General features: G+C 55.0%; 20 protein-coding genes and 1 pseudogene. 2 read left to right on the top strand and 19 right to left on the bottom strand.

Going from position 1 to position 24341, the window contains the following annotated elements:
* Positions 1–349: 349 nt before the first annotated feature.
* Positions 350–1225 carry an AfsR/SARP family transcriptional regulator gene (locus tag ACR0L4_RS19340; protein ID WP_480514695.1) on the bottom strand — a complete coding sequence of 292 codons (876 nt, stop codon included), beginning with the start codon at positions 1223–1225 and terminating at the stop codon, positions 350–352.
* Positions 1226–1535: 310 nt separating this feature from the next.
* Here ACR0L4_RS19340 and ACR0L4_RS19335 point away from each other — a divergent pair.
* Positions 1536–1834, top strand: a pseudogene (locus tag ACR0L4_RS19335) (IS110 family transposase); the annotation flags it as partial.
* Positions 1835–2676: 842 nt separating this feature from the next.
* Here the strand turns inward: ACR0L4_RS19335 and ACR0L4_RS19330 are convergent.
* The 18 genes from ACR0L4_RS19330 to ACR0L4_RS19245 form a co-directional block, all read right to left on the bottom strand.
* Positions 2677–3594 carry an SMP-30/gluconolactonase/LRE family protein gene (locus ACR0L4_RS19330; RefSeq protein WP_170752949.1) on the bottom strand — a complete coding sequence of 306 codons (918 nt, stop codon included), beginning with the start codon at positions 3592–3594 and terminating at the stop codon, positions 2677–2679.
* A complete protein-coding gene (locus ACR0L4_RS19325; protein WP_170752951.1) occupies positions 3594–4334 on the bottom strand; it encodes a cytochrome b561 domain-containing protein in 741 nt (246 codons plus the stop codon). The genes ACR0L4_RS19330 and ACR0L4_RS19325 overlap by 1 nt, the downstream gene beginning before the upstream one ends.
* Positions 4334–5206 carry a carbohydrate ABC transporter permease gene (locus tag ACR0L4_RS19320; protein WP_480514694.1) on the bottom strand — a complete coding sequence of 291 codons (873 nt, stop codon included), beginning with the start codon at positions 5204–5206 and terminating at the stop codon, positions 4334–4336. Before ACR0L4_RS19320 ends, ACR0L4_RS19325 begins: the two co-directional genes overlap by 1 nt.
* Before the next feature lie 5 nt (positions 5207–5211).
* Complete coding sequence (locus tag ACR0L4_RS19315; RefSeq protein WP_480514693.1) at positions 5212–6138, bottom strand: carbohydrate ABC transporter permease; 927 nt, start codon at positions 6136–6138, stop codon at positions 5212–5214.
* A gap of 82 nt (positions 6139–6220) precedes the next feature.
* Positions 6221–7552, bottom strand: coding sequence for an extracellular solute-binding protein (locus ACR0L4_RS19310; protein WP_480514692.1), 1332 nt, complete (start codon positions 7550–7552; stop codon positions 6221–6223).
* 31 nt (positions 7553–7583) lie between these two features.
* Positions 7584–8672 (bottom strand): ABC transporter ATP-binding protein, encoded by a 1089-nt coding sequence (locus ACR0L4_RS19305; protein ID WP_480514691.1) that lies wholly within the window; start codon positions 8670–8672, stop codon positions 7584–7586.
* A 91-nt stretch (positions 8673–8763) separates the two neighbouring features.
* Positions 8764–9804 carry a LacI family DNA-binding transcriptional regulator gene (locus ACR0L4_RS19300; protein ID WP_480514690.1) on the bottom strand — a complete coding sequence of 347 codons (1041 nt, stop codon included), beginning with the start codon at positions 9802–9804 and terminating at the stop codon, positions 8764–8766.
* Between the two features lie 60 nt (positions 9805–9864).
* On the bottom strand, positions 9865–11367 hold the full coding sequence (locus tag ACR0L4_RS19295; protein WP_480514689.1) for an aldehyde dehydrogenase (NADP(+)): 1503 nt from the start codon (positions 11365–11367) through the stop codon (positions 9865–9867).
* A 1-nt stretch (position 11368) separates the two neighbouring features.
* On the bottom strand, positions 11369–12277 hold the full coding sequence (locus tag ACR0L4_RS19290) for a dihydrodipicolinate synthase family protein (RefSeq protein WP_480514688.1): 909 nt from the start codon (positions 12275–12277) through the stop codon (positions 11369–11371).
* A gap of 3 nt (positions 12278–12280) precedes the next feature.
* Positions 12281–13456 carry an L-rhamnonate dehydratase gene (locus ACR0L4_RS19285; protein ID WP_170752966.1) on the bottom strand — a complete coding sequence of 392 codons (1176 nt, stop codon included), beginning with the start codon at positions 13454–13456 and terminating at the stop codon, positions 12281–12283.
* A 10-nt stretch (positions 13457–13466) separates the two neighbouring features.
* Positions 13467–14471 carry a 4-hydroxythreonine-4-phosphate dehydrogenase PdxA gene (locus ACR0L4_RS19280; RefSeq protein ID WP_480514687.1) on the bottom strand — a complete coding sequence of 335 codons (1005 nt, stop codon included), beginning with the start codon at positions 14469–14471 and terminating at the stop codon, positions 13467–13469.
* Complete coding sequence (locus ACR0L4_RS19275; protein ID WP_170752971.1) at positions 14468–15430, bottom strand: YncE family protein; 963 nt, start codon at positions 15428–15430, stop codon at positions 14468–14470. Before ACR0L4_RS19275 ends, ACR0L4_RS19280 begins: the two co-directional genes overlap by 4 nt.
* A gap of 133 nt (positions 15431–15563) precedes the next feature.
* Positions 15564–16715 carry a substrate-binding domain-containing protein gene (locus ACR0L4_RS19270; protein ID WP_170752973.1) on the bottom strand — a complete coding sequence of 384 codons (1152 nt, stop codon included), beginning with the start codon at positions 16713–16715 and terminating at the stop codon, positions 15564–15566.
* 83 nt (positions 16716–16798) lie between these two features.
* On the bottom strand, positions 16799–17926 hold the full coding sequence (locus ACR0L4_RS19265; RefSeq protein ID WP_170752975.1) for an ABC transporter permease: 1128 nt from the start codon (positions 17924–17926) through the stop codon (positions 16799–16801).
* 11 nt (positions 17927–17937) lie between these two features.
* On the bottom strand, positions 17938–18699 hold the full coding sequence (locus ACR0L4_RS19260) for an ATP-binding cassette domain-containing protein (protein WP_480514686.1): 762 nt from the start codon (positions 18697–18699) through the stop codon (positions 17938–17940).
* A 119-nt stretch (positions 18700–18818) separates the two neighbouring features.
* Positions 18819–19865, bottom strand: a complete 1047-nt coding sequence (locus tag ACR0L4_RS19255) for a substrate-binding domain-containing protein (RefSeq protein ID WP_170752979.1) — start codon at positions 19863–19865, stop codon at positions 18819–18821.
* A gap of 20 nt (positions 19866–19885) precedes the next feature.
* Positions 19886–20905, bottom strand: coding sequence for an ABC transporter permease (locus ACR0L4_RS19250; protein WP_170752981.1), 1020 nt, complete (start codon positions 20903–20905; stop codon positions 19886–19888).
* Positions 20906–20916: 11 nt separating this feature from the next.
* Positions 20917–22422 (bottom strand): sugar ABC transporter ATP-binding protein, encoded by a 1506-nt coding sequence (locus ACR0L4_RS19245; RefSeq protein ID WP_170752983.1) that lies wholly within the window; start codon positions 22420–22422, stop codon positions 20917–20919.
* A 127-nt stretch (positions 22423–22549) separates the two neighbouring features.
* Here ACR0L4_RS19245 and ACR0L4_RS19240 point away from each other — a divergent pair, with 127 nt between their 5' ends.
* Positions 22550–23599, top strand: a complete 1050-nt coding sequence (locus ACR0L4_RS19240) for a LacI family DNA-binding transcriptional regulator (RefSeq protein WP_480514685.1) — start codon at positions 22550–22552, stop codon at positions 23597–23599.
* Positions 23600–24341: the final 742 nt, after the last annotated feature.

Genomic DNA, 24341 nt, shown 5'->3' with positions numbered 1-24341 from the left:
TCAAGAAAGTCTGGGACAGTAGGCTCGTGAAGTAAGCACTTGGTTCCAGGCGCATGAAGCGAACTGGCAATCGACCGAAATGCGCTGGCGAAAATAAACGTCATAAAAATCGGCGATCCATCGCATGGCGTCGGTTATCCCGGATTCTGGCTGGGTTTTGATCAGCATACCGTGACGCAATAACTCTTGAATTACGCGGAAGTTCAACAAGCGCCACGGCGTTATTGCACCGATCTGACAGGTCCATCACACAGCCATCACCCCACGCTCAATCACGTCGAGTTTTGGCAAATGCGCCACGCGAAAAGCTGCGGCGCGTTCCAGAAAGACATCGGAAAAAACAGAAAACTTAAAGACGACCGAGATCTGCCTCAAGAATGGTATTGAGAACTGCGGTACGTTGCGCACCAACCTCACGCAAACGCGTGTTTATCGTGGCAGAACTGATGTTCTTTGGCTCAACCACTCGGTCTTTACCTAGAATATGCCGGTAAAGCATTGTTGTTTCGACCATGGGATCGACATCAATTTCTTCGCGCAATCTGCGCCTGAGAGTCAGGTATTGCTCGATCGCCTTGCCACGCTGTCCGTTCATGACATGGAGCCACATCACTGCACGTTGAGTCGTTTCCCGCAAAGAGTCGCCCTCAAGTATCGCGGATCCGCAAGCTAGTGCTTCGTCTAGACGACCGATCATCGCGTTGTCCCGCATCAGGATCGTCATTCCGCGCTCGTAGAGACAGCGATAGCGTTCGCGCTCGCGCATAACCCAGTCGCTCTCGGCGCCTTCCATGAACTCATCAGAATAATGGGTCAAAGCATGTTTCAGAGTGTCTCGAGATTCACGGCGCAACGGACCTTTGACCGCCTCGATCGTACAATTCTCAACGTCCTGGGCCAGCCTTGCGCAATCCAGCGTTACCTCGGCACCTATATTCATTACAACGGCGGCTTCACTGGCGCGAACGATGGCCACCTGATCGTTGATATTTGCCGTTTTGAGCGAACCGTTGATGCGCCACAACGCCGTATTCAGCGAGGCCCGCGAACGCGACGGTGCCTTGTTGGGCCAGAAAATCTCGGCAATCCGTTCGCGGCGCAACGACGCATCCGAATGAACGGCCAGATAGCTGAACAACTCTCGCGTAGTTGGTCCCAAGTTTTTGCAAACAAGGCGTGACTCGTCGAAAATGGACAAACCACCGAAAGTGCAAATATGAATCATTCTGGCAGCCCGCGACGCCTGAAGAATTGAACCGAAAAAGCGGCACCCCGCTTACGCGGGAATCTTACCTGATCAATTCTACCAGAAAATGCAGTAGTTTTTAAGTGTGAGGTTAATCGTTATTTCAATCACATTTACTGGAGGCCTAAAAATAGAAATGTGCACAGAATATGAGTCCACATCGAACCCGGCCACTTGATAGAAGCGGCACGCACTAAGATAGAGACAGAGAAGGTTCTGAAGGTGTACACGCCCCCGCTGGCCTAAATGTGCCATGGTGGGATTGCAAGCAATCTGAATAGAGGCGTGTATGGGAGAGATTGGCCTGGATTTGGCGAAGAATGTGTTCCAGGTGCACAGGCGGATAGAACAGGTCACCCTGTTCTTCGGAAGAAACTGCACAAGGGGCAGGTCCTTGAGTGCTTAGCAAAACTGCCGCGTTTCTTAGTGGCGATGAAGGCCTGCGCCAGTGAGCAACATTGGAGCCGCGAGATTGATCGTTTGGGTCCTGATGTCAGGCTGATCCCGCCGACTTACTAGCAACCATTCGTCAAACGTCAAAAGAACGACATTGCTGATGCGGAAGTGGTCTGCGAAGCCGCGAGACAGCAAGACCTTTGAATTGACGGCGCACAGTCAGCCCGCCAACCAAGACACCCTGTCGAATGTCCGGGACACAGTGTTGTTCGATAAGCCGTTTGGGACTTGGTCGCGGACACCATCAAGGCCAGTGGCTACTGGCGCCGCGCAAACAGGCAGGACAAACGTCTGCTTCTGACCAGTGCTAAATTACTTCAAAATGTCTTACTACGCAGGAGCTATCCACACGCGGGCTTTCGTTCAATTTGCAGCATTCGGTGTTTTGGGCTCATTCAAAACTCGGTTACGTAGCAAAAATGTTCCCTGCCCGCTAAATAATGATGACACAGACGACCCATCGCTGGCGTTGGCTACCACACTCGGTTGCTGTGCTGCAACTCGTCGAAGCTGCCGTTCGCTGCACCTGCGCTATCTCCAATTAAAAGAATTCGCAGATTGTAGGACAAGTCGTCGAATCACTACGGCGGTGTTCGCTTTACCGTTGGACTTTGGGAAGAAGGGCTCGAGACGCGCCATCTGCGCCCTTGAAAGCCAGAAAAGATCAGACATACTCACCGCTCGTTTTTGAGCCGTGAACCATGCTATGCTTCAGAATTCAATGAGTCCTGATCATAGTGTAGCAAATACCTGATATTATTGACCAAACTAGGTGCTTCCAAATGAAAATAGTTTACAGAGATGCCCGACCTTGCCTTTCAATGGCGTCCAAGCCCTTGTGGCTCTGACGCAAGAAGAGTTTCAATCGCGCGAAAGCTCAACTAGATTGGATTCAGCATTCCCCAGGAAAGACACGACGAGCCGAAGGCAATCCTCTCGCTCTTGTCCTACTTCGACACGCTTTCGCATCCTCGCTATCCGTTGACGTTCAAGTAAACCGAGTAGAGTGAGCTTGTTGCCGTCACGAATAGCCGGTTTAGTTTCGCGCCGCCAAAACAGACGTTTGAGACAAATTCAGGTATATGTACTTTTCCAATCAAATCCCCATGTGGGTTCAAGCAATGAACGCCATCGGCGGCCGAACTCCAGATACGGCCATCGCGATCCAGCCGGAAGCCATCGAAGAACCCGTTGGTACATTCGGCAAAAACATCGCCACCAGACAAAGATTTACCGTCTTCGCTGACGGAAAACTTGCGGATATGCGCGGGACCACCTGGCATATGAGTGCCGCCAGTATCCGCGACGAAGAGCGAATTGCCGTCGCGTGAAAAGGCCAGCCCGTTTGGTTTGACGAAATCTGTAGCAACTGCAGCAACCTCGCCCGTGTCAGGATCGACTCGATAAACGTGGCAAGCGCCGATATCGCTTTCCGCGCGCTCTCCTTCGTAGTCCATCATGATTCCATAAGAAGGATCCGTGAACCAAATTGAGCCATCCGTTCTTACGACAACGTCATTCGGAGAATTGAGCCGCTTGCCTTGCCAGGCATCAGCCATCACGGAGATCGACCCGTCATGTTCCGTGCGGGTTACCCGGCGGGTTAAATGCTCACAGGATACCAAACGCCCCTGTCCATCAACCGTATGGCCGTTAGAGTTGTCGGCCGGTTCGCGAAAAACCGAAACTGAACCGTCCGTATCATCCCAGCGCATCATCCGATTGTTAGGAATATCGGACCAGACAAGATAGCGCCCGGCAGCAAACCAAGCAGGCCCTTCGGTCCAACGTGCCCCGGTCCACAACCTTTCGACGCGCGCGTGGCCTATGAAACAGCTTTCAAACTCTTTTTCGATGACCTCAAATCCGGTGCCTTCTATTACGCCAAACACTATTCTGCTCCTTCTTTTGAGGGGTATTCCATTTGGTCTCCGGGGCGTACGGTGCCCCATCCCATCTTTGGTCTTCGGTTACCAGGCAGCGTGGGGTCTGGTCCCCAAATTGCCTGATAGGTATCGTAGGCCCTGCCAGACCTTTGAAGATATACTGACGCTACGATCAGAATTAGCCAGTAACCGTTGATCGCCACCCACATCCAACGCGGCGCATTCGATGACCATAGCCCGCTGAGTATCGTAGACGCCGCCAAAAAAAGCGCCAGGTAGCCCAACACTCTGTGTGTGTGCTCGAAAGCCACGCGCCAAGGTGTCATATCATAGTGATCCCCACACAAGCTGCCGTCCTTCGACGGTGCAGTAGGGCCGCCTTTAGTGCCCCGGAAAGCCCCCATTGCGACCTGCACGGTACCCAGAGCGAGCACGACATAGCCTAGGCCCTTGTGCAGCCAACCACCCGGCTGTTCTCCGGCGCTGATAAGTACGAACCCCAATCCGACAAGCGAGAGGGCAAAGGCGAATGTCTGGCCTTTCCAATGGCACAACCACCATACCCGATTGTCCAGCTCCAGCGGCCAGTTCTGACCCGGTAGTATCTTAAAATAGCGTGCTGCCAAGATTGCTGCGGGACATATCACCCCCCAGGCAACGACCATGCAACGGGCGTGCCAGGACAGGAAGAAACCAACATCATGCCCTCGCGATGCGTCGATGGGTGAAAGCAGCCACTCGATCATCAGCCTTTCACGGCCCCTGCTGTCATTCCAGTGATAATCTGTCGTGAGGCCACAAATGTGAAAATAATCGGCGGCACTGCAAGCAGCATTCCGGTAGCCATAATCACACCCCAGTCAATGTCATATTCAGTGATAGAGTTTACAATCGTGACTGGAACTGTCCGCGTCGACCGTCCAAGCAGAGCATTGGCCAATAAGAACTCGTTCCAGGCAATTCGGAACGTGAAGATCGCTGCCGCTGCGAGTCCGGGTTTAATGATCGGTAGGACAACCAAATAAAAGACCTGAAACGGGTTGGCCCCATCCATTCGCGCCGCTTCTTCCAACTGGATCGGAACTTGCACGATAAAGCTCTGAAGGATCCAGATCACAAATGGCAGGTTCATCGCCGTATAGACAAGGATGATCCCTGCATAGGACTGATCAAGATGGTATTGGAACGTCCAGATGCCAAATACCGGAACCAGAAGTACCGCAGGCGGCACCATCCGCATCATCAGCGTCGTCATCGAGACGGCACCGCGCCCCATGAACCGGAAACGCACCAAGGCATAAGCCGCCATGCACCCGATCAATAGAGCTATGCCGGTAGAGATGGTGGCCACAATCAACGAGTTGCGAAGGGAGCGTCCAAAAGTAGGGTCACAATACTGAACGTGGTCCGGATCATACCAAAGCACGTCGCACAACACCGTTTCGTAGTTCCGAATTGTCGGCGTAAAAAAGAAGGCCGAAACGCTTTCATCGTAGATGTCGACATTCATCTTGAACGATGTTGCCAACATCAAAAGGATCGGTCCCGCTGACATAACAACCAGCGCCGCGAGCAAGGCGTAGAAGGCCGGGTTTTGTTTTTCTGTTTGCGTGGACATGATCTTTAGCTCTCTGTCTGCTCGGCAGCGGCGCGCATTCTTGCGGCCCGGGCTTCCTGCAGTTTGGTGTACATGAACATTCCGATGGTCAGCCCCATCAACATCAACAACAGAACATTCGACATCGCGGCGGCTTCGCCCAATTCCTGAAACTCCTGAGCCGTTCGGAAAATTCGCAGGGCAATGATCTCGGTGGACAGGCCCGGCCCCCCATTGGTCAGTACCAGAATGACCTCAAGCACTTTGAAGGCATCGATCAGACGAAGAAGGAGTGTCACGATCAGAACCGGCATCATGAGGGGTATCTTGATCAGGATAATCTTTTGCCATTCGCTGGCGCCGTCGATTTCGGCCGCTTCCAATGCAGAACGCGGCAAAGATTGCATAGCCGCCAAAGCAAGAATGAAAATGAAAGGTGTCCACTGCCATACATCTGCTATCACAACGGCTATGAACGACCATGTGCTGTCCGACAGCCAGGGGATACCCTCGTCAAACCCCCAACTTTTGATTGTACGGTTAAAGATGCCAACAGTCGGGTGATACATGTACCGCCACATGAGGCCGACTACGATTGGGGCGATCATCATGGGCAGAATAAAAACAGTCCGCAACATCGACATGCCGCGTATGTTTCGGTCCAGCAATAGCGCAAGACCAACACCCAAGGCCATCTCAAGTGTCACGACAACAAAGGCAAACTTGATGGTGACCCAAAAACTTTCGTGAAACGCGCTATCGTGCAGAAGATTTCCGTAGTTTTTTAAGCCAACAAATTCCGCTTGGCCTATGCGTTGACTTGGACTCCAATCCAGAAAGCTGGCGTAGATCATATATCCGATCGGGTAGAGCAGCGCGAAAACAAGTACAATCGCCGCTGGCGCAAGAAACAGGTATGGAGTGAGCCGATTGGCCCGTACAACAGCACTCATGACTGCGGCCCTTTGACTTGGTTGGTTGCCGTATTGAGAGGGGCACCCGAGTAAAACTCAGGCACCACCTCAGGGAGAATGCCTATTGCTGCCAGGTGTAGTAGCCGGCGTCGTCCATGATCGCCTTACTACGTTCAGCAACCCCATCCAGCGCAGTTTGGATGTCCAGATCTTCGGTCAGGACCTGACTGAGCGTTGTTCCCAGATCAGCATTGATTTTGCCCCAGACCGGAATGATCGGACGCCAATCGGGATCGGCATATTTCAGGGCTTCACCAAAAACCTCAAGATGCGGCTGCGCGGCCAGAACATCCGGATCCGAATGCGTTGAGAAACGGGAGGGGTTTCCACCGGCAATTGCGATTGCCTTGTCTGCCTCTTTCGACGTCAACCACTGCATAAGCAGGAACGCTGCATCTTTGTTCTCGGCGTTTGTTGGGATACCAATTCCAAACCCACCGGTCTGGCTGCCGCGACGCGCGCCTTCTGGATGTGGAGCCCAACCGACTTGGCCGACGACTTTGGATTTCTCCGGGTTATTGACCTGACCCGCAAAGACGGTGGAGTCGAGGAACATCGCTGAATTACCCTGAAGGAATGACGCGCCTGCTTCGGCGAACCCGAAGGTCTCGGCTCCCTCTGCGCCACAGTCGACAATTGTCTTCAACGCTTCGGCGGCTTTGACCCCTTCTTCATTGTTCATGATTGGGTTCCAGTTTTCGTCGAAGATGCGACCGCCCAAAGGAGCAAGATGCAGCAGGTACGCGTGCGACGCGTGATGCCCCGAAGCCGCGCGCGATGCCAATCCACCCATACCGGGTTCCAGCTCTGGAATCTTACAGGCCAATTCAAGCAATTCGTCGTAGGTTTCCGGAACCTCGAGCCCGTGCTTTTCAAAAATGTCTTTGCGATAACCCAGAATCGACGTCTCTGATCCGAACGGGATGCCGAACAGCGACCCGGTTGGTCCCGGCAGATATCCTTTGCTGCCGCCCGCGACGCCAATGTTGCCAACATAACCATCAATCAGATCATCCGCGTCATAGGCCGGATCTGCGAGCGCCGGGTTCATGAAATACTTGGCGAGGTTTTCCAATTGGTCGGCATAGACGTAATCGGCTTTGGAAAACACCACATAGGCGATCAAGTCGTAGTCGCCGTTATTTTTGGTAAGCTCCAACGTCTGCTTCTCGCGCATCTTCAAATACTGAAGCTGATCGACTTCTACGCGAATTCCCGTTTCTTCCGTGAATTGCGGCAGCACCTGCATCACCGCATCAAAGTGCGGATGGGCCGGGAAGTTCACAACCAAGGTAGTGCCTTCGTAGGGTTCGTATGGACTGGCGGCAGCCAACCCAGTTGTCAGTGTCAGGGCCGCGACGCCCGCACCGGTTTGTTTGAGTAAGTTCAGCATTTGCTCCTCCCATGCTGGTCTTGGGTCGCTGTTAGAGGGCGACCTCCCTTTCGCGATCAAAGAGATGAATGGCGTCTGCGTTGACTTCGAACCGAAGGGTTTCACCCAAGGCGATGGGCGTGTCTGATTTCAATTCGACTTCGATTTTTTGACCTGCGCAGTCACAGATCAGAACCGACTGCGCGCCGATGTATTCCGAGACAACGACCCTGAGGTTTAAACTGGTGTTTTCGGGGGCATCCGGATTGTAGCTTAGATCGGAAGGTCGGATTCCAAGGATGACGTTGCTCAGGTCTGCTTTCGACAGGCTCTGTTGACGTTCCTGACTGAGTCCGATGGCGAAGCCCGCTCCGGTTACAAACAACTGGCCACTTCGATCCTCGACTGTTGCGTCCAAAAAGTTCATCGGCGGAGACCCAAGGAACCCGGCGACAAACTTGTTGGCTGGTCGCTTGTACAGCTCCTCCGGGGGGCCTTGCTGGTGAATGTACCCCCCATGCATCACAACGATCCGATCCGCCAGCGTCATGGCCTCGATCTGATCATGGGTGACGTAGATCATGTTTTTCTGGACCTGCTGGCGCATCAGGGCAAGCTCGGCGCGCATTTGCCCCCTCAGCTTGGCGTCTAGATTGGATAGCGGCTCGTCGAACAGAAAGGTGCTGCTGTCGCGCGTCAGGGCCCGCCCCATCGCGACACGCTGGCGCTGCCCCCCTGACAACTCGCCCGGCTTGCGATGCAGATAATCGGTAAGGCCCAGCATTTTGGCGACCTCACCCACCTTCCTGTCAATCTCAGCCTTTGGAACTTTCTGCAGACGCAACGCAAAGGACATGTTCCTTGCGACATCCAGGTGTGGATAGAGCGCATAGTCCTGAAACACCATCGCCAGATCGCGGGCCTTGGGCTCCAGATGGCTAACCGGTTTTTCATCAATGAAAATCTCTCCGTCCGAGACCGTTTCAAGCCCGGCGATCATGCGAAGTGTTGTCGACTTCCCGCAACCAGATGGCCCGACAAACACCGTAAACTCATGCTCCTCCATCTCGAGGTCGATTCCGTGCAGAACCTCAAAGTCCCCGTACCGTTTTACGAGGCCCTCCAAACGTATTCTGGGCATTGTTCCTCCACCCCTTGTTACCGGTCACAATATCATCTATGTGACCGGTAACATAGTAAATTATATATATCCTTATCAATATGTTATAAATTTAGAGTGGTTTGCAGCTTTCGCGGAATTCGATATGCGGTGTCAGCGTGACATGGCAAGGCGAATCTGCCGGTGCCTCTTCATCATCCAAGAGGCGTGAAATAAGCTTTCCAGTTTGTCGCCCAATCTCAGTTGGATCGACAACGACAGTAGAAATCGAGGGGGAGCTAAACCTCGAAACTTCAAAATTTCCAAACCCTACGACAGAGATATCGTCCGGTACGGATTTACCGATTTGCAGAAGACGACTTTGAACGCCAAAAGCCGCCATATCCGATACGCAGAACACGCACTCCACCTCAGGATAACGCTCCAGGATATTGTCAACCGCCGCAGCACCATTTTCGATGGTGAGAGGTGGTGTTCCCAACATAATCTGGGCTTTGGAATTCAACCCGGCACTGTGCATCGCTCGTTCGAAACCTTCTCGACGCGCTGCGCCTCTGGTCCAGTCATCCTGCTCTTCGCCAAGAAAAACGATATTTTTGAAACCGCGTTCGATCAACGCCCTCGTCATTTCGCAAGCGGCCTTTGAGTTCGAAAACCCGACAGTGTGCGCGATCGGTTTCTTCGGTTTCTCCCAGATTTCCACGATTGGCACCGACACATCAGCCAACAAATCCAGAGTACGCTGCGTGTGACCATCATATGAGAGAACGATTGCTTCCGGTCGGCGGCGCAACATCGTTTCGACCAGTTGTTCCTCTCGTTCCGCCGAGTAATCCGTATGCCCCAGGAGCAGTTGGAGACCAACTTTTTCAAGTTCTTCCGTCAGGCTTTGAACCGTCAACGCAAAGTGCAGGTTATTTAGCGAAGGCAAAAGAACTGCAACAAAGCCTGACTTTTTAGTCGTCAGTGATCCCGCCATTTGGTCGGGGACATAATTCATTTGCTTGACGACTTGCAGAATATGATCGCGCGTTTCTTTGGAAATTGGGCTGTTTTTTTTCAGCGCCCGACTGACCGTCATCCGCGAAACCCCTGCCGCCTTGGCGACGTCTCGCATCGTGACATGTGTGCGACCGGGAATCTTGTTCGTCATGCATCCACCGCTTTTGGGCAGAAGTTAGACCACCTTGTTCCCGGTCACAATCTCAGAACGTCAGCTCTGCAATTCACTGGGCAAAAGCGCGGTCGGCAAATTCTGGTAGCTCACCGGACGCAACCAGCGCACAATTCCAAGCGTGCCAACCGAGCTCGCACGGACATCGGTGCTTGCCGGGTACGGCCCGCCATGCATCATTGATGAGCATACCTCGACCCCGGTCGGAAAACCGTTGGCCAACAAACGGCCCGCTTTCTCTTCCAGTATTGGTATAAGTTCGCCAGCGAGCCCTACATCCGCATCATCCATGTGCAACGTCAGGGTCAACTGGCCTTCAAGACATTCGGCTAGCGCCTGCATCTCTTCGAGGGTCTCGCAGCGAACGACAATGCCTGCCGCACCAAAAACCTCGTGCTGCAGCTTTGGGTTCGCCATCCACTCCTTGGCACAGACCTTGAACAATGCCGGAACGGCCGCGCGTTTGCCGGTTGCCGCCCCGCAAGAGGTGACCTCGACCATCAGGTCGCGGAACTCCCGAACGCCTTGCTCAAAAGCCTCGTGAATTCCATCGGTCAGCATCTTCTGTTCAGCCGTATCATTCAGCGCAGCCGCACAAGCCGATTCCAGCGCGTCCGCCTCAGCCCCGGCCAGCATAACAGCGACGCCGGGATTGGTGCAGAATTGACCAGCGCCCATTGTCAGGGACGCGGCCCACCCGGCCCCGATTTCAGCGGCGCGGGCAGCCATCGCGGCGGGCAGGCAGAACATTGGATTGACCGAGCCCAACTCACCATAGAATGGGATTGGCTGCGGACGCGCGTGGCACTGATCATAGAGGGCACGCCCGCCGGCCAGCGATCCGGTGAAGCCAACCGCCCGAATTTCTGGATGCTGAACAAGCGCAGACCCGACCTCACGGCCTGATCCTTGGACCATCTGGAACGTGCCCGATGGCATTCCGCAAATCTCGATCGCTATTGCGATGGCTTGCGCCACAAGCTCGGCGGTGCCCGCATGCGCGCTGTGCCCCTTGACGATGACGGGACATCCCGCAGCCAAAGCCGAGGCCGTATCCCCGCCCGCCGTAGAAAAGGCGAGCGGGAAGTTCGACGCACCAAAGACGGCGACAGGGCCGATGGCTTTGTGCGTCAGGCGCAGATCAGGACGGGGGAGTGGCGTCCTGTCAGGAAGTGCGCCGTCTTTACGGATATCGAGATATCGGGTCGCTTCAATCAGGTCAGCGAACATGCGCAATTGTCCGGTGGTGCGCCCACGCTCACCATTCAGACGCGCTTCGGGCAGGCCGGTTTCGGCCAAACCGGTCTGGGTGATTTCATCCCCCAACACATCCATTTGGTCCGCAATCGTGCGCAGAAACGCGGCACGCTCGGCCCGCGATTTGCCGGAATACGCGCGGAAATCGCGGCGTGCGGCCTTGCAGGCTTCGTCCACCTGAGCCGCTGTTGCCTGTGCAAAGCTCTGCCCGTCCAGATCGTCTGACGCACGCGAATTGTCTGATCCGACCCATTTGCCGTCGATCAGGTTTTGTCCAAGGATCATGTTATTTTCCCCAATTCAGGACCATCGGGTCCAACGGTTTCAAAAGGTCTATCAAACGGTCGCGAATAGCCGGTTGCAGCGGGTCAATCGGATGACGGCAGAATTCGGATTTAATTACCCCGCCTTCGACCATAGCAGCCTTGCACGATTGCCAGCCGCATTGGCGGTTTTCGTGATTGATCACCATCGCCACACGCCCATAGGCAGCAGTTGCGTCTGCTACGCGACCCGCATGGTGATGTGTAAGGACCGGCTTTATCTGATCAACGATCATGCCCGAGGTCATCGATCCTGTGGCCCCAGCATCCAAATCAGCCAACAGCGTGATACCCTCTTCGCCGTCAAATGGGGCTTCAATCGCGTCACCACCTTCTGCGATCAGCGCGCGCAGCTTGTTTGCAGCGCGTGGGCATTCGATCTTGAACAGCTTTACCATTTCGATCTCTTGCGCCATTTTCACCAAAAGCGGCACCGGGAGATCAACGCCAGACAAAGGCGCGTCCTGCACCATAATCGGAATGCCGACCTCTCCCACAGCAGAAAACTGTTCAAAGGTTTGCTGCGCGGTCCCTTTCAAAAGTGCCCCGTGATAGGGCGGCATCATCATCACGATATCCGCGCCCAGATCCTTGGCGAATTGCGCACGTTCCACTGCGATCTGGGTGGCAAAGTGGCTGATCGTTACGATCATCGGAACACGCCCGGCGACATGCTCAAGGCTCAGCCGGGTCAGGATGGCGCGCTCCTCATCCGAGATCAGGAACTGTTCCGAAAAATTGGCCAGAATGCAGATCCCGTCCGCGCCCTGATCAATCAAGCAATCCAGAACGCGTTTCATGCCTTTCAGGTCAAGCGATCCGTCCTCATTGAACGGTGTTGGCGCAACGGGCCAGATACCGGTGTAGGTCATCGTCTACTCCGTAATCTCAAAATGTTTCAGATGTTTATCGGTGATCTCGATCCCCAGACCGGGCTTGTTGTCGTCCAGATCAAGGAACCCATCTACAGCCTCCGGATCGCCCTCGAAGATATAGTAGAACAGCTCGTTCCCGACCTCGACATCGAAGACGGGGAAGTACTCGCTGATCATGCAATTGGTATTGGCCATGGTGAGGTGATAATTGTGCATCTGCCCCGCATGGGGGATGACAGGCACCTGAAAGGCTTCGGCGATTGCATTGATCTTTTGCGCCGCCGTAATGCCACCCACCCGGTTGGTGTCATACTGCAGAACTGAAACGGCCCTTTTCTCGATCAGGTCCTTGCAGCCAATGACCGAGAATTCATGTTCACCACCCGAGATCGGTACGATGTTCATCGCGTTCAGTTCACGGTAGCCTTCTACATCGTCAGCGATCACCGGTTCTTCGAGCCACCGCGGTTCAAACTTGGTGAGTTTCGGCAGTATCCGTTTTGTATAGTCGAGGTTCCAACCCTGATAGCATTCCAGCATAAGATCTGCGTCATACCCAACGACCTCGCGCACGGCTTCGACACGCTTGAGGTTCTCCCGCATTCCCGACATCCCGTCTTTTGGCCCCCAGCCAAAGCGCATTTTGTATGCTGAGTAACCGTGCCTTTTGGCCTCCTCAGCCTCGGCTTGCATGTGTTCGATCGGGCCGGAGTAAAGCTTGGAATAATAGACCGGAATTTTCTCCTTGGTACGTCCGCCAAGCAATTTGAATACCGGCTTGCCCGCAAGCTTGCCCATCAGGTCCCAAATCGCCAGATCCACTGCCGAGATCGCGGTCATCCCAATCCCTTTGCGGCCCCAGGCATGGCTGCGGCGGTACATTTTCTCCCAGAGATATGCGTAGTCAAACGGGTCTTCGCCGATCACCATTGGCGCGAACCAGTCGTCGATGGCCTTCTTGACCACGGTCGGTGCCAGCGCGGCATTGCCAATACCCACTGTGCCGTCTTCGGTCTCGATCTCGCAAGTCAGCCATTGGTGAAAGCGAAACGAGGACATCGCATCACCCTTGTCCCAAAGAACATCAGACGCGTTGGTGCAGAAATTACCGGTCGGCGGAACCGTTGGTCCCGTCCAGTTCCAGACGCGTGTGCGCACGGATTTGATCTTTGTCATCGTTGTCTCCTCAGTCCGCGCTGCGTTCTGCGCTATGCGTTTTGGCCATGCGCACGAGAAGATCGAACGCCTGTCGTGTCGCTCCTGGGTTAGCCTTGTTCTGTCCAGCTATATCGAATGCTGTGCCGTGCGCCGGGGTCGCCACTGGAATTGGGAGGCCACCCGCGACAGTCACACCGCGCTCGAACCCCATCAGCTTGATCGCGATCTGGCCCTGGTCATGATACATGGTCACGACTGCATCGACCTCACCCCGCTGCGCCTTCAGAAAGACCGTGTCCGAGGGCCACGGGCCCGTCACATTCATCTGCTTCTGCTGCGCCTTGCGCACAGCGGGCTCCAGAATGTCGATCTCTTCCCGTCCGAATTTTCCGTTGTCCCCAGCATGGGGGTTCAGTGCCGCCACTGCGATGTTAGGGCGTGTATTGCCCGCTTTGCGCAGTGTTTCATTGGCCAGATTGATCGCCTTCAATATCCCCTCTTCCGAGATATTGGCCGCTACATCCTTGAGCCCGATATGCGAAGTCACGCGGGTCGTCATCAACTCATCCAGAACGTTGAGTTCCGAGTGATAACCGTCATACCCCATGTAGCGCGCCATATAGCGATGCTCGTCCTCGGCATTCAGCCCCGCGGCAGTCATCGCAGCCTTATTGAATGGTCCAAACAGTATGCCATCCACCTGACCGGCCATCGCCAGATCCATCGCCCTGTCGAGACAGCGAAGAGAAGTCGTTCCGCCTTCGATGGTGACCTCAGCGATCTTCACGTCGTCGGGCGCGATCGTATCAAGCTCCAGATGCGACAGACCCGGCTGATCCACCACCGCGTTCACAGTGTTCAGCGGCACGTCCAGTTCGGCCTGTTCCGCGCCGCGCTGCCAAAGATGGCTGTCGCCGACCAAGACAATATCAGCGGCCTCTTGCACGCCATCCTGATTGAGCAGTTTGGCTATTAGTTCCGGTCCGATCCCCGATGGATCGCCGGGAACGATAGCGATACGGGGCTTGGTCATGCCGCGTTCTCCCAGTGTTTTGAAAATCCGTCGGGCAGGATGACCATCACATCCGGTTCCTTGCCCGTGTCAAAGGTTTGCACCACTTCGAATGTGTCGAGGTTGAACCGCTGAACCTGTTCGCAATCGATTGCTATGTAGGCAAAGGCAGCCTCATCATCGATGCACAGCGCCAAGGGATTGGCAGGTGTCTTCTGATCATGCAGCATCTCGCCCGTCGCCTCGTCAAAGACAGAAAACGAGCCGCCAAAGTGGTTCATCGTTACCAGGCGATTGCGCTTTTCGTCATAGTAGATGCGGCAGGGATCATCCGGTGTTGGGAATGTCCGCTCAATCTCAAGCGTTTCGGTGTTTATCACTGCAACCGTGTTGGAAATCCGTTGCGAGGTATACAGCGTTTGCGCATCTTCGCGCAGGCACCGCCCTTCGGGTTTCTGCCCCGTTTTGATCGAGATCGGGGCGACTGATGCGTCATAAGGATTGAACGTCGTAACATCACCCGATGTCAGGTTCATTGAATAGGCTGTGTGCCCATCTTTGGTCAGTGCAAACAGGTGAGATTTTGTTCCGCCAGTGGGCGTGATATGATCCCAGCCTTGATCGAAGGCGCGCGGGTTTTCCTTGACCAGCAGATGACCAGTCCATTCAGACAACACATAAAGCCGACCCAGTTCATCAAGTCCGATCCCGTGCGGTCGGGCGTGTTCGCCCAACTCATAAGTGTGTGCGATTTCCTGCTTGCGGATATCGACCACAATGACTGAGCGTCCATCGGTACCGTCGATGCCCGAATTCTGCACACCGTAGTGGCCGACATAGGCATAGCGAAACTCATCGTCGACCACGAACTCATGGGGAAAATGCGGAAGATCCAAACGGCCCTGACGAGCCCCTGTTTCAATATCGTACCAGCTTACGCAATGGCTGCATTTTTCGATCAGCATCATGGATTGCGCCATCTTGGATCCCTTTCCACATCATCTTTTCATCATATGTGACCGGTCACATCGTTATTAACCGCGCATGCGATCGTCAATCCCCAATTCGGTTTGAACCAGGTGGGTTTGGGCGGGAAAGCCCCGCCCAGCCCGTTCAACGCTCCAGCGCGCCAACGCCCGAGAACCGGAACGCTTCCTGTTCCAACGCGTCCAGTTCTTCCGCACTCATCTGGTCATGAGCGACCGTGATCCGACCAAGGAAAACAAACGGTAGCTCGTCCTGACGGCCTTCCATATGTGCCTTGATGGCCTCAGCGGTTGCCGCACCCACGTCATCGCCCATACGCATCGGGGTAGCGTCCAACTCGCCCCGCCGGATTGCATCCAGCTCAAGGCCAGTGCCACCCCAGCCGGTTGAGAACACGTCTTTTTCCTTGCCGACCGCAACCTGCGCTTCGACCGACCCCATTGCCATCGCGGTGTTGGCGTTGTGGATGATCGTTGCTTCGGGGTATGCCTGCAGGATCAGGCTGGTGCCTTCGAAACCGCCTTCCCGCTGATACTCACCATAGTGCTCGTACACCGTGGTCCAGTTGCCTTTTTCCTCGACACAGGCCTTGAAGTCACCAGAACGCTGATCATCAGTAATCCCCGGAATGCCGCGGTTCATCGCCATGGTTACATCGCTGCCAAGGCGTTCCAGCATATAGTCGCACATGGTCAGAGCCCCGGCCGCCGAGCTAAAATCGAACCACGCATCTGGCTGATTTTCGAGCGCCTTCGGTGGAGTGTGGAAGGCCCAGACGAATGTTGAAAATCCGTCATTGCCTGCCATTTTGTCGATGTTGTCCGCCTGAATAGCCAATTCCGAGGGGCCGAAGATGACAAAATCATACAGGTCGGAGTCCTGAACAACCTGATTGGCATAGGTCGATTGCAGGCTGTGCTCGATCTGGCGGCTGGCGAACTCGGTCGTCTCATATTCGATGCCAAGCTCATCCAGGCGTTTTGTCATCGCCAGATAGTTGCGTGCCCAGAAATCGGAGGTGTCCGCAGATGGGTAGATCAGAGCGATTTGCAATGGCCCATCCTGCGAACCCGCATATTTGACTGCTTCGGCGCCGGTCGTGGCTTGCAAGGCTTCCAGCTTGCCATCAGCGTTAACCTCACCAGGCACCCAGTAGTCCCGGTCTTCGATGCCCGGCAATTCTTTCAGCGGCAGTTTTCCGTGCCCATCAGCAAAGGCCGCGGCGGCACACAAGCAAAACACGCTTGTCGTCAGTAGTGCTTTGTTCAATTGTTTCACGGTAAGTCCTCCCTTTCGCGAACATTGTGGGGTCTTGCAGGTGCGCCGAGACTCCTACCTCCCGGCGCACCACCTTTGTTGCCCTAGCCACTTGGCGCAGGCTCGGTTGCCAGTCCCGCCCCAAGGGCCAGCAACAAGATCAGTGCGCCGATCAGCGCGGCCGAGAAACGGATCAGTTTCTGCGCCTCTTTAGTGCGCAGTCCGGCCAACAGGCTGCGGGCTCCGTCGCGGTCTTTCTTCTGCATCCATGTGTAGAGCGCGACCGAACTGACGATCACGACGCCAGAGGCAACGGATTGCCAGAAGAATTCGATCCGCAAGGTCACCAACGCGTTGATCATCATCGACAGCAGCAAAACACCGGCCAACGAACCTAACATCGAAGCCCGCCCACCAAACAGTGAGGTTCCACCCACCACTACAGCCGCGATGACATGCAGATTAAAATACGGGGCCGATGTCGCCTGAATAGCGTTCAGCTTGCCGGTCAGCATGACACCCGCCATTGCCGCCGCCGCGCCCATAAGCACGTAGGCATAGATTTTATGCCGGTCGACCGCCACGCCAGTCATTTCGCTGGCTTCCGGGTTCGAGCCGATGGCAATCGTGTAGCGGCCGAAATAAGTACGTGTCAGGACGACGTAGCCAATAGCCATTGTGATCAAACCCAAGACGACCGGAACCGGAATGAAGCCCGGAATCTGACCGCGACCGATTTCGGTAATGAGTTCGGGGAACCGCGCGAGTACCAGACCTTTTGCAATCACCAGCGCCAGACCACGATAAACAAGATCCATCGCCAGCGTTCCGATCAGGTCCGGCACTTTGAACCGTGTTATGACCAAGCCATTGATCAGCCCCATCAATGCGCCGAGAACAATAGCTAGGGGCACTGCAATCCACGCCGGAAAACCGTATTGCTTCACCAGAAAGGCCATGAGAATGGCCGAAAGTGCCGCAATCGAACCGATCGACAGGTCAATCCCGCGCTGCGTAATGACAAAGGTCATCGCCATCGCCATTGGCATGTAAAGCGCCGCATCCAGAAGGATCAGATTCAAGTTGGTAAGGCGGAAGTACCGCGCCGGTTCCGCAATCCCCATGAAGATGAGGATCGCAAGGATCATCACCATGGGGCCAATGAAAGCCAAGTATGGCTCGAGCCTGTCCATGATGGTTCTGTGTTCGGGATTTGTGGTTGTTGCGGACATGTCGCTCTCCTTCACGCAGCCGCATCCTGAGCGCCAACGATGAGGCCCAGAACATCTTGAACGGAACTTTCCGCAGTCTTAACGACGCCAACCGCGCGACCCCGGCGCTGCACATGCACGCGGTCGGCCACTTCGAACACGTCATCCAGCGAATGCGAGATCAGGATCACGGCAAGACCTTGTTCGCGCAGCGCCTTGATCAGTTTCAGCGTTCGCGCGGTTTCTTGCGGACCCAAGGCTGCCGTGGGTTCGTCCATCACCAGCAAGCGCAGGTCTTCGTGATACACTGCGCGTGAAATCGCGACTGCCTGACGCTGACCACCCGAAAGACTTTCCGTCATCACATCCATCGACCGAAGTCGCACGCCAAGGCGTTCTTCCAAAACCCGCGCGGCCTCGGTTTTCATGCGTTTGTTGTCCAAAAACGGAATGCCGAACACGTTTTTGGTCAGCTCGTTGCCCAGAAACATATTGGCCGCAGGGGAAAGATGATCGGCCAGCGCGAGGGTCTGGTAAACCGCATCAATCCCGTTTGCGATTGCGTCAGAGTGGCTGGTCATCTCCAACGGTTTTCCATCCATCAGGATACGCCCTTCGGTGGGTTGATACACCCCGGTTAGAATCTTGATCAGAGTGGACTTGCCCGCTCCATTGTCACCGACGATGGCCAGCACTTCTCCTGCGTAGGCCGTAAGATCAACGTCCTGCAAGGCCGTCACCCCGCCAAAACGTTTGGTTATTCCTTGCATTTGAACCAATGGCTGATCGCTCATGGTTTCCTCCTTTGCGTAAAGCTCCGCCATAGCGGTCGAAAAACCGCTGAGCTGGCTTTGCGCTGTGTCATCTTTTAAAGCGGGGTCCTCGTCAGTTGTGACGAAGACCACCAGAAAGGTTATTTACCCCAGATTGTCGCGTAGGCTTCGCGATAGGGACTGTCAGGGTCGAACTGATTGCTGTCACCCAGCTTTGCCAACCCTTCTTCGGTCACGAGAGCTGGCGAAGTGATGTAGCCCGAACAGTCTTCGCCCTGTATGGCGCGGTTCAATTCGTCAACCAGTTGCCAGCCCTGGAGGTTCAACGGCTCGGCCACCGTAATTGTCTGATAGTTACCGCTGCGGATCCGTTGGAAGGCCGCTTCAGACCCGTCACCCGCGGACCCAGCTTGAGGTCCGTCGTCGGACGATATTCCAGCCGCTGCCAACGCCGGCCCCATGAAGTCGAAATAGAGATCGTTGATCGCCAAGGCGTGTGTCCATTGATCACCATATTTCTGCAGCAAGCTGGTGGTTAGTGGCCCCATGCGCGACGAAGTATCGGCAATTGGAGTGTCTACGTACTCCAACACCTTGCCACCAGAAGCTTCGATGGTTTCCTTGATCCGGTCAGCTTTGTCGATGGCGATCTGGTAGGTCGAGTCGGTGAAAATGATTGCGCCAACTCCGTCACCACCATCTTCCATCGCCCATTTCGCAGCCACTTCGGACACGGTCATCGCGTCGGTCGAGACATTGGCAAAGATACCACCTGGAGCATCACAGCCAATTTTGGGACCTGAGTGCCATGCAACCATCGGAATACCCGAAGTAACGACACCTTCCAGCGCGGCCTGTTGTTCGACAGCATCAAAACCATTGATAATGATCCCGTCCGGCTGAAGCGCAAGCGCCTGACCGATAGCTCCAGTCCGGCCCTGAATGGATCCGGCACCGTCCAACACGCGAACGTCCCAGCCAATTGTTCCAACAGCCTCTTCGACCCCATTGGTCACCCCGAGTATACCGCCATTTTTTAGATCACCGGCAACAACGACAATGGATTTGCCCTCGGCGGCTTTGGGTCCGCTGGTTGGCCCGTCGAACGCGGTTTCGGCCACCACTGGAAAACCCAAACCCGTCAAAAGAGCGGCAGTGGATACCGCCATGAAAGTCCGTTTCAGCATAATCTCCTCCCTTATGCTGTTTACTTTTTGGCGCCTTTGCGACGCTGAGCGTAACCGGCGATACCGATTGCGATCAGAAGCGTGACACCGTTGAACATCGGCTCGACCCAGAAGGATCCACCGAATTGCTGAATGCCCGAGATACCAACAGCCAGGATCGCGACACCCACGACTGTTCCCCAAACATTCACGCGTCCCGGCTTGATGGTGGTGGACCCAAGAAAGGCCCCGACCAAAGCAGGTAACAGGAATTCAAGACCGACCGAGGCTTGCCCGATCCGCAATTTAGACGCCAGCAACACTCCGGCAAAGGCTGTGATCAGGCCCGATGACATGAACGCGCCAATGACGAATTTCCGGGTCGGAATACCGTTCAGCTGCGCGGCGCGCTGATTTGCGCCAATCGCGTAGAGGTACCGGCCAATCGGCGTGTATTCCAGGATCAGCCACATCGCGACCGTGATCCCCAGCACGTAGAACCCTGTGATTGGCAGGCCGAATACAAACGTGCCGTTGATAGCGTAAAAGCTATCTGGCAGAGCACCAACCATCTGACGACCCCCCGTGTGCCACAGCGCCAGCGCATACAGAACCGTGCCTGTTCCGAGCGTGGCAATAAAGCTGTCGATCTTGGCGACCTCGACCAGCAGACCGTTCAGAAACCCCGTCAGCAGACCCAGCAACAGAACAATCGCCACGGCAATCGGCCACGGAATACCGAACATCGTCTGCAGGGAAATCGCAAGGATATGCCAGAGAACAATCCCGTACCCGACCGTCAGGTCGATGCGGCCAGCTGCCATCGGGATCATCGCCCCCAGTGACAAAAGCGCAATGATCGCCTTGTCCGAGATTATGGCCCGCAAGTTCAGAAGCGTAGGGAACGTATTCGGTAATAGGATCGAGAACAGGATGATCAGAAAACCTGTCAGCAGAACCAGACCATAGACCGGCAAGAACCGCAGGATACGTGTCTTCAGCGAGGCCTCTTTCAACTCGGCCTTGGTGGGTTCCAGCGCATTGGATTCAAGCGATTGCATAGTCGTATTCCTTAACTTGCCACGGCGTTCGACGCCGAGGCAGCTTGTATCAGGTTTTCGGTGGTCAGCTCGGTGCCGGTCAGCTCACGTATGATCTGACCCTGGCTGAAGACAATGGCGCGGTGGCAGATGGCAGCGACTTCCTCGAAGTCGGTTGAAACGACGATGATGCCGACGCCTTCCTCCATCGCGCGGTTCAACAGCGCGTAGATTTCCGCTTTGGCCCCAACATCAACACCCGCGGTCGGGTCTTCGCAGATCAACAACTTGCGTTTGGTTTCAAGCCAGCGCCCGATGACTACCTTTTGCTGGTTGCCACCTGACAGGCTCTCAATCGTCATGCTCTGATCATTGGGAGACAAGGCCACGTCGGCACCGATCCGCGCGGCACTCTCTGTTTCCGCCCGATGGCCCATGAACGATAACAATGACCGCCCAATGGCCGCCGGATTCAGGAACGTATTCTCGCGGATGGTCAGTGACATGGCGACCGATTCCTCGGTTCTGTCCCGCGCCACCAAGCCGATCCCAGACGCCATCGCGGTCTGCGGCGAGCTCAGGTCAGGCGTTTCACCATGCAGGGTTATCTGGCCACTAAATCCTTCCGACCCGAACAGCGCACGAGAGACATTCTCGTGCCCGGCCCCGCGCAATCCTACGAGTCCGACGATCTCATTTGTCTTCACCTGGAAACTGACACTATGCGCCGCCTCCATATCCAGGCCGGAAACTTCGAGCAGCGTATCGCCCGTTGGGGTGTCCGGTTTCATCACTTGCCGGGTCTTGCGGCCGACGATCATATAGACCAGCTCCTCGGGTGTGGTGTGGTCAATGCTGCGCAGACCAACCATTTCTCCGTCCCGCAGAACAGCGACCCGGTCGGCAATCTGAAAAATCTCATCCAGTCTGTGCGACACGTAAATCATGCCGACACCCTGCTCCTTCAGCGGTCGCAACGCCTCGAACAGTCGTTCGACCTCATCCGCCGGAAGAGAAGCAGTTGGTTCATCCAGAACCAGATAGTCGCAATCCACCGCCAATGCGCGTGCGATGGCGACCAGAGATTTCTCAGTCCGCGACAAGTCCTGAACCCGCGTGGTCGGGTCAAACTCGCAGCCTACCTTGTCGAGCGCGGCTTGCGCGAAGCCTTCAACCGATTTCCAATTGATCAGACCGTTCTTTCGGGAGTAGCCCAATGCTAGGGCGATGTTTTCGGCCACCGTCATCCATTCGATCATGCCTAGGTCCTGGTGGATAAAGGCAACGGACTGACGTTCACCAAAACCACCGGGGCGATGTTCGTATGGTTGGCCGTTGATCAAAACCCGCCCATCGTCCGCCTTGTGAATGCCGCCGAGAATTTTTATGAGAGTTGATTTGCCTGCCCCGTTTTCGCCCAACAGCGCGACAATCTCACCGCGTTCAACATTGAGAGAAACGTCGCGCAGCGCGTAGGTGCCTCCGAAATGCTTCTTTATCCCGTCAAAGAACAGATTGTTTTGCGCAGTGCCGGGCACGGCTGACTCCTCCTGGGTCTAGGTAACTCCAATGCTCCTCAACATCGTATTGAGTTACCCGTAACGTTAAGCTAGCATTCGCATAGGCCATGCGGATGTCAACAAAAAAGAGTTACCCGTAACGTAAATGAGCAGTGACCCTGATAAAATAAGCAAAAACAACAAAGTAAGCCTTGCGGAAGTCGCGAAGGCCGCTGGTGTTTCCAAGATGACTGCCAGTCGAGTCTTGCGAGACGAAGGCGGTTTCTCAGAGAAAACACGCGCTAAGGTAATGGCCGAGGTGGACCGGCTAGGGTATTTACCGAATCGTCTGGCGACGGTTTTTGCCGGTGACAAAAAGTCGACTTTTATCGGCGTAAGCATCCCGGAACTGGGCAACGAAATCTTCGCACAGGTTCTGGAGGGCATAGACCGCAAGCTTGGCGCGTTCGGCCACCAGACCGTTCTGGGTTTGACAGAACATGAGATCGACCATGAAGAAAAGTGGATCGAAACAGTTCTGTCCTGGCAGCCCGCGGGCCTGATCATTACGGGCCGTTCGCATAGCCAGAAAGCCATACAAATGCTGCGTGGCGCTGGCATACCTTTAGTTGAGATATGGGACTTCAACTCCAGCCCTTTGGACATGTGCGTCGGGCTGAACCATTTTGACAGTGGCTACAGCATGGGTCGCTACCTTGCGGGGATGGAGTACAAAAAATTTGGATACGTTGGTACATCTCATGACGTTGCGAATGCGGCAACCGCGCGTCTTCAAGGTTTCTCAAAAGCAATCGAAGATGCAAACGGTCGGCTCGAAAAGCAATTGCTGCTAAAAGACACCCCTGGCTTTTACACCGGATTTTATGGCACCGAACAATTGTTGGCAGCTCATCGTGATGTCGAAGTCATATTCTATCAAAACGACAATATGGCGATCGGCGGGCTGCAATATGCTCAAAAAATCGGATTGACCGTGCCAAACGACATCGGAATCGCTGGGTGGGGCGACTTGCCGATTTCAGCAATACAACCCTATCGGCTGACGTCCATTGCAGTGCCCCATCTGAAAATCGGCCAGATCGCCGCAGAAATGGTTCTTGCCCAAATCAACGGCGAACCGACAAAGTCTACGAAGGACGTTGGGTTTCGACTCATTCCCGGGAGCACAGTGAGAAAATCCAGACCGAATGGATAGACTGGCGAGCGAAACAGATGCGATGCAAGGTACGCACGCCAGTCGCCCCGGGCCCGGAGACGATATCCGACCCATTGTCTCAATGCTGCGCGCGCGCCTGCTTTGCCGCTGTTCGCTGCAGGAACAAAATTGGAGGCTGGACGAAAACACAGTCAGTGGAAATTAACCGCCGCCCGGATCGATCTTCGCAGCGACAGGTCCGAGCTCAAAAGCGATCGTCGCGGCGGCGACCTGATAACCTCCATTCCAGCTTAGTGGAGCCCGCGACAAATTGGCGGACTAGAAAGTCGGCACCTCGCAGCTTCTTCCCGTGCTGTGACACGCGGCTAAAACATAGGGTAAACCTGAAGCGGAGGGTTCTGTCGCAAACTCCGCCCCAACCTGTCAGATCGAATGCAGTTCTGTTAACGTGTGCCGGAACATCACTGGAGCAGTCCGTGATGATCTCATTTGGCAGCGCCGGAATTTCAGCCTTGACTGTTGTTCTAGAACTACGGGCGCGTGCATCAAGAAATGCGAAATTACAAAGTGGGTTCTTTTCCGCCTCGACGACAGTACACAAATCAACTTGCAAGCTGTGCGCCTTTGGCTCGGACGGCCCACATGCTGACTTTTTTGCCGTTCGACCGTCCCGGACCGACGTCCGCAGTCTCGTCTTGCCCCGTTTCAGTGGACGGTTTGAAAGGACCCGGCTGACCGATCTTCGAAGTCAGCTGGACTTACGTTGCCAAGATATCCATGG

The organism is Ruegeria sp. AB5 (assembly GCF_056542645.1).
This window is presented reverse-complemented; position numbering and strand designations above follow the sequence as displayed.

Bases quoted from the DNA above. Each gene is read 5' to 3' on its own strand.
- ACR0L4_RS19340 (WP_480514695.1), bottom strand. From the start codon at position 1,225: ATGATTCATATTTGCACTTTCGGTGGTTTGTCCATTTTCGACGAGTCA.
- ACR0L4_RS19325 (WP_170752951.1), bottom strand. From the start codon at position 4,334: ATGATCGAGTGGCTGCTTTCACCCATCGACGCATCGCGAGGGCATGAT.
- ACR0L4_RS19320 (WP_480514694.1), bottom strand. From the start codon at position 5,206: ATGTCCACGCAAACAGAAAAACAAAACCCGGCCTTCTACGCCTTGCTC.
- ACR0L4_RS19315 (WP_480514693.1), bottom strand. From the start codon at position 6,138: ATGAGTGCTGTTGTACGGGCCAATCGGCTCACTCCATACCTGTTTCTT.
- ACR0L4_RS19310 (WP_480514692.1), bottom strand. From the start codon at position 7,552: ATGCTGAACTTACTCAAACAAACCGGTGCGGGCGTCGCGGCCCTGACA.
- ACR0L4_RS19305 (WP_480514691.1), bottom strand. From the start codon at position 8,672: ATGCCCAGAATACGTTTGGAGGGCCTCGTAAAACGGTACGGGGACTTT.
- ACR0L4_RS19300 (WP_480514690.1), bottom strand. From the start codon at position 9,804: ATGACGAACAAGATTCCCGGTCGCACACATGTCACGATGCGAGACGTC.
- ACR0L4_RS19295 (WP_480514689.1), bottom strand. From the start codon at position 11,367: ATGATCCTTGGACAAAACCTGATCGACGGCAAATGGGTCGGATCAGAC.
- ACR0L4_RS19290 (WP_480514688.1), bottom strand. From the start codon at position 12,277: ATGACCTACACCGGTATCTGGCCCGTTGCGCCAACACCGTTCAATGAG.
- ACR0L4_RS19285 (WP_170752966.1), bottom strand. From the start codon at position 13,456: ATGACAAAGATCAAATCCGTGCGCACACGCGTCTGGAACTGGACGGGA.
- ACR0L4_RS19280 (WP_480514687.1), bottom strand. From the start codon at position 14,471: ATGACCAAGCCCCGTATCGCTATCGTTCCCGGCGATCCATCGGGGATC.
- ACR0L4_RS19275 (WP_170752971.1), bottom strand. From the start codon at position 15,430: ATGGCGCAATCCATGATGCTGATCGAAAAATGCAGCCATTGCGTAAGC.
- ACR0L4_RS19265 (WP_170752975.1), bottom strand. From the start codon at position 17,926: ATGTCCGCAACAACCACAAATCCCGAACACAGAACCATCATGGACAGG.
- ACR0L4_RS19260 (WP_480514686.1), bottom strand. From the start codon at position 18,699: ATGAGCGATCAGCCATTGGTTCAAATGCAAGGAATAACCAAACGTTTT.
- ACR0L4_RS19255 (WP_170752979.1), bottom strand. From the start codon at position 19,865: ATGCTGAAACGGACTTTCATGGCGGTATCCACTGCCGCTCTTTTGACG.
- ACR0L4_RS19250 (WP_170752981.1), bottom strand. From the start codon at position 20,905: ATGCAATCGCTTGAATCCAATGCGCTGGAACCCACCAAGGCCGAGTTG.
- ACR0L4_RS19240 (WP_480514685.1), top strand. From the start codon at position 22,550: ATGAGCAGTGACCCTGATAAAATAAGCAAAAACAACAAAGTAAGCCTT.